This window comes from Treponema sp. UBA785, from assembly GCF_002297065.1.
Taxonomy (GTDB): Bacteria; Spirochaetota; Spirochaetia; order Treponematales; family Treponemataceae; genus Treponema_D.
In genome coordinates, this window is the sequence record NZ_DBJD01000070.1 from 58,274 (window position 1) to 64,051 (window position 5,778).

Below are 5,778 nucleotides of genomic sequence, written 5' to 3' on the forward strand. Positions count from 1 at the left end.
AAAACTCGAAGTTTGGGCTATAGTAGATTTTTTATACATTTACAGTTAACCCCCTCGAATTCGATGGTTTTACGCCTCTCCTTTCTGCGCTTTCTGATGAAGCTCTGTTATCTGTGCCAGCAGATTGTCTATGTCGGAATTAAGCTTTGAACGTTTTTCTTCGTAGTTCTGGATTGTTTCTGCAACGCTCAAGATTTCTTCTTCCTCGTGAGGATAACCGCAAACATCAAAATTGTAATTTGAATCAATGAGTTCCTGCACTGTGTAACATTTTGCTTTTGGATTTCCTTCTTCGTCTGTGATTTCCTTGCGGTCATTCCACCAGGCAAGGCAGCCGTCAAAGTGTTTTAATTCCATCGGCTTTGTTTTGCTAAAGTGCTTGCGGTCGCCTGGAATATCTACGCGGTAAAACCATGTTTTTCCAGTCGGCTCTTCATTATTAAAGAAAAGAATGTTTGTTGTAATGCTTGTGTATGGACTGAACACACTGCCAGGCAAGCGGACAATTGTATGAAGGTTAAAATCTGTAAGGAGCTTTTTCTTAAGGTTGTTCTTTGCATTGTCGTTTCCAAACAGGAATCCATCTGGGACAATTACGGCTGCGCGGCCATCTTTTTTAAGGCGGTACATGATGACTGCCATGAACAGATCGGCTGTTTCACTTGAACGTAAGTCTGCCGGGAAGTTCTGTTTTATATCGTCCTTTTCACTTCCGCCATAAGGTGGATTCATAAGAATTACATCAAAGGCATCTTTCTGTGTGTAGTCCAAAAGTTTGTAAATAAGTGAGTTTCCGTGACAAACCTTTGGGCTGTCGAGGCCGTGCAAAAGCATGTTTGTAACACAAAGCATATATGGGAACTGCTTTTTTTCCACAGCATAAATTGAGTTGTAGATTTTTTCTGATTCTTCGTTTGAAATGCTACCTTTAGCATCTTTTACTTCTTCAAGTTCTTTTATCCAGCTGGAAAGGAATCCACCAGTACCGCAGGCAAAATCTGCCATTGTTTCGCCTATCTGCGGCTTAATCATTTTTGCCATAAATTGAGTTACAGCACGTGGTGTATAGAATTCACCGGCACTACCTGCGCTCTGGAGTTCTTTAAGAATTGTTTCGTAGATTTCACCAAAGGCGTGAGTTTCTTCGTAGCTTCCAAAATCCAGCTCATCGATAATATTTACAATCTGACGAAGAAGTACACCGTCCTTCATGTAGTTGTTTGCATCTTCAAAAGTTGTGCGTACAATACTCTGGCGGATTGGTGTGTCAGGTGAGATTTCAAGATTTTTAAGAGTTGGGAAAAGCTTATTGTTTACAAAGTTCAAGAGTTTGTCACCAGTAAGACCATCACCTTGATTTTCTGTATGTGCCCAGTTACGCCAGCGAAGTTCTTTTGGGATTATTGATTCATATTTTTCATCTTCAAATTCCCAGTCCTCTTCCTTTGCGTCATATACCTTTAAGAAAAGCATCCAGGCTATCTGTTCAATTCTCTGTGCATCACCGTTAATACCGGCATCGTTACGCATTACATCTCGAATGCGTTTTACAAAACTACTTAAGTTGCTCATTTATTTTTCCTCTATCCTATTGTCACACGGATTCGAGTCGGCTAACGCCGCCTCTTTAAACATCGTTATTCGCTGCCATTTTAAAGAATTTTCTCCAAAATTAACAAGCAATCCTATTTCAAGATTTGAGGCTTTTAGGTAATTCAAAACCTGAGCCTTATGAGCTTTTACAAGGTTTGTCACAGCTTTTAATTCTACAATTATCGAATCATAACAAAATCAGCATAGTATTCTTTATCTAATTTCTGTCCTTTAACATTAACATAAATATCTCCAAGATTTTGCGTTAGCAAAATCCAATCCGTGTGACAACCTTATGCCACTTTATACAATTCGTTTTCCAGCTCACGCAAAGCGGCGCGGTATTTGTCATTTCCACCGAACAAAGCTGCAATTCGAGCTGGTTTTCCATATTTAGTAAATGGATTTTGTTTTAGAATTTCTGTTGATTCAATATCATAAATGCCAAGTTCGGCATATTTATCCAAAAGTGCATTGATTACTTCTCGAGCTGCTTCACCATATTTTCCAAAGATGTCATGTTTCTTTACATTCTCAGCACGTTCTTTTCTTGTTAGCGGCTTTTGATTAAATGCAATATGACAGATAAAATCAAAGTCATCTACATCGGTCATATTCTGGTCTTTCTTTATCAGTTCAAGGTCAATGCCTTTCTCCTTTAGCATATTACGGATAATTTCTTTTTTCTGTTCACCATTCCAGGTCTGAATAAAGTTTTCCAAAGTTTGGTATGTTCCAAGAATACTTTCTTTTGTATAATCTTCAATAGATTCCTGCTTCAAGAGTTTTCCATCTGTATCATATATAGAAACTAAACGCTGAAGAACATCGACTCTTATTTGTCCTTTTCCAATAATTGGTTTTGGATTAGGTGTAGGAGGATCTACAGTATCAGGGCCATCTCCATCATCATTTGGATCATCTGTCGGGTCTTTTGGCTCAGGAGGGATTTTAGGTTCTGGTTTCGGATCAAAATCTTCATTCTGTTCAATTTCTCCATCCCAGTCAGGGTCTGCAAATAATCGGCTTACTCTGCGAAAGTCCATAATTGTAAAATGTGTTTTTCCATCATCGTAGCGAAGTCGAGTTCCGCGACCAATAATCTGCTTGAATTCTGTCATTGAATTAATAAGTTCATCAATGACAATAAGCTTTACCATTTTACAGTCACTACCGGTAGAAAGCAGTTTTGAAGTCGTTGCAATTACCGGGTAAGGCTGTGAGACAGAAATAAAATAGTCAAGTTTATCTTTTCCGTATTTATCACTTCCGGTAATGCGTACTACATATTGTTCTTTAACATTTCCCTGGTTATCTTTCAAAACCATGTCAGTATTCAAATTGTTTAATGCAACACGCATTCTGTCAGCCGCATCTTCTGTAGGACAGAATACAATTGTTTTAGACATGCGGTCTGTTTCTTTCAGGTACTTTGTAATTTCAGCTGCAACTTCATCAATGCGGTCTTGAACAATGATGTTGTAATCGTAATCAGATAGGTTATATTCGCGGTCTTCAATTTCATTTCCATGAATATCCTTCTGCCCTTTTCTTGGCCGCCAGCCGTCATCTATATTTGTATGAACATTAATTACTTTGAATGGTGCAAGGAATCCATCTTCAATTCCCTGCTTAAGACTGTATGAATAAACTGGCTCTCCAAAGTAATATATATTCGAAACATACTTTGTTTCCTTTGGGGTTGCAGTCATACCAATTTGTGTTGCACCATTAAAATATTCAAGAATCTTACGCCATCGAGAATCAGCCTTTGCAGAACCGCGGTGACACTCATCTACAATAATCAAATCAAAGAAATCAGGAGTAAAGAATTCTTTATACTTTGAAAGTTCGTTTTCAATCTCTTCTTCTGTTTCTTCCTCTTCGTCATTATGATGTTTTGCAGAATCCAACTGCTGGTACAAGGCAAAGTAAACCTGATATGCTGAGATTTTAGATTTGTCTTCTTTCTGAAAATTGATTTTGTGAATTACTTTATCAAGCGGCTTAAAGTCCTGCTGAATAGACTGATCCACAAGATTATTTCTGTCTGCAAGATAAAGAACTTTCTTTTTAGTTCCAGATTCAACCAAACGCCATACAATCTGAAAAGCTGTGTATGTTTTTCCAGTTCCTGTTGCCATTGCAATGAGTATACGAGCCTGATGTTTTGCAATTGCTTCAAGAGTTCTGTTTACTGCATTACGCTGATAATAACGTGGCGGATAACAGTCTGCTCCAGAATAGAAAGGTGTGTTCATCAGTTTCTCTTCAAAACAAAGAGGAACATCATATGCAGCTGATTTTCCGTCAATGTAATATCGTTCACGGTTTTCAACTTCTATTATTTTTTGAGCATCAACACCTTTCCATCGTGTATATAATTCATCTGCTGTCGGGAATTCAGATAAAGGGAATTCTTTTTCAAGACCGGTAGTAAAATCATGTTCAAAAAAACTGTCACCATTAGAAGTATAAACAAAAGGAACATTCATCATAATTCCATAAGTAATTGCCTGTTGCATTCCAAATGAAGATGAATGATTATTATCTTTTGCTTCTACAATTGCTAAAGGGGTTCCTTTGTTATACCAGAGAACATAGTCACAACGTTTACCTTTATTGCGGCTTGGAATATTACCTTTGATATGAACTTTACCGTCTGTAAACTTGTTGGCAGGAGAAGTCTCCATAGTAATCTTTTTAATTTCCCATTTGGATGTTAAGGCTGGTGTGATGTACTGGAGTTTTATATCTTCTTCTGTCATCTGACTAATGTCAAAAATATCACTCATTTTTCACTCTCCATCACCCGCATTCACTTCCATAATATCCCCAATCTCGCAGTCAAGCGCAATGCATATTTTCCTGAGGCTTTCCATGGAAACATCTTCGCCTTTGCCCATTTTGGCTACGATGTTGCTGGTGATTTTCGCCTGGCGGATGAGGTCGCTCTTGTTCATGTCGCGGTCGATTAGGATTTTCCAGAGTTTTTTGTAGCTCGCACTCATTGTAGTTTTCCTGTTTTGATTTCGGTCTTTAAATAGTCATACCCATAAAGAGGGCTTTGAAAGTAAAGTCCTGTCTTTGGGTCACAGAGTTTCTGGTAGAGTTCTGAGTTGTACACGGCACGCAAGGCTTGTTCCACGGTAAAAGAAAAATCCCTTACGAGATATGTCGTTTATTTCTACATTTGAACCATGATACAAAAACATCAGACATTTCCTCCATGGTCTTTGCAATAAGAAGCTAATGTATCTACCATTTCCGAATATGCAAGGGTGTGGGCTATATTGTAGTGCTGTTCCAAAAGCGTAATGGCATTAAATCGATCTGGGTAGTTGAACGCCTGTGTGGTGGAAAGCGAATATTTTTTTGCGAAATCGCTTACGAGAGCAACGGTATATTCAATTTTGTCTTTTACAGGTACTTCCGCCATTCTGATTCTCCAACAAGAGGATTATACCATGTTTCTCTTAAATTTTCAATAAAATCTCACGAAATCGGGAGAAAAGCGAGAAAAATCTTTCCTAAGGTAAAAACTAAAATTCTCACTGAGAATTTCAGCTTCTGTAATACTTACTCCATGTCTGATTTACAGTTTCCTTGAATATTGTAAATGAAGAGTGATAATGGTCATTATGGATTAAATAAAAATTCTTTTTATCCAAGTAGGTATCGCGAAGTTCATTAAAGTGACCCGCCGATTTCAATTTTTCAAATCTTTTATAAACTTTCTTGCTTTTAGGAATTTTATCCCAGTGATATGAGTTTTCATCTGCTTTCTTGTTATGAATTAATCTGCAAAAGCCTCCGTCTTTGTTTTTCGCTAACATAGGTCGAGGTCAAAAGATTCATTTTCATTTCTTGTAACAAGATTTTTCATCCCGCTACCGACAAGATAGAAATCAACTTCGTAGCCTTTGTTTTTCAAATCTTGTTTCAGCTGATTTAATTTATCAGAACAAAAAATTATGAATCTTCGGCTTTCGTTTTTGGGTACATAAGAATACATAGCAACTCCAATAAATAAAAATATGCCCCAAACCTACCATTCAAGATTAGCACTCAAATCGTTATAGAATATTCTATTTGATGAAAAATGCTATTGACACCTTCATTCACAGGGAATAAAAGCCTGCCCAAATCCCCAAGCCCAGGGTCAGAAATAATATCCCGGATTTT

The 5,778-nt window shown here is 37.6% G+C and carries 6 protein-coding genes; all 6 read right to left on the reverse strand.

All coding sequences use genetic code 11. From position 1 onward, the window contains the following. Positions 1 to 69: 69 nt before the first annotated feature. Entirely contained in the window at positions 70 to 1,572 is a 1,503-nt protein-coding gene (locus B2X33_RS05955) for a type I restriction-modification system subunit M (RefSeq protein ID WP_296668331.1), read from the reverse strand. Then, entirely contained in the window at positions 1,573 to 1,776 is a 204-nt protein-coding gene (locus tag B2X33_RS05960; protein WP_296668339.1) for a GxxExxY protein, read from the reverse strand. It abuts the gene before it with no gap. Between the two features lie 110 nt (positions 1,777 to 1,886). Next, positions 1,887 to 4,388, reverse strand: coding sequence for an EcoAI/FtnUII family type I restriction enzme subunit R (gene hsdR / locus B2X33_RS05965; protein WP_296668333.1), 2,502 nt, complete (start codon positions 4,386 to 4,388; stop codon positions 1,887 to 1,889). A gap of 3 nt (positions 4,389 to 4,391) precedes the next feature. Beyond that, positions 4,392 to 4,604, reverse strand: coding sequence for a helix-turn-helix domain-containing protein (locus B2X33_RS05970; RefSeq protein WP_013700830.1), 213 nt, complete (start codon positions 4,602 to 4,604; stop codon positions 4,392 to 4,394). A 203-nt stretch (positions 4,605 to 4,807) separates the two neighbouring features. Then, entirely contained in the window at positions 4,808 to 5,032 is a 225-nt protein-coding gene (locus B2X33_RS05975) for a DUF3791 domain-containing protein (protein WP_296668336.1), read from the reverse strand. A 390-nt stretch (positions 5,033 to 5,422) separates the two neighbouring features. Beyond that, positions 5,423 to 5,608, reverse strand: a complete 186-nt coding sequence (locus tag B2X33_RS05980; RefSeq protein ID WP_296668337.1) for a hypothetical protein — start codon at positions 5,606 to 5,608, stop codon at positions 5,423 to 5,425. Positions 5,609 to 5,778 lie beyond the last annotated feature (170 nt).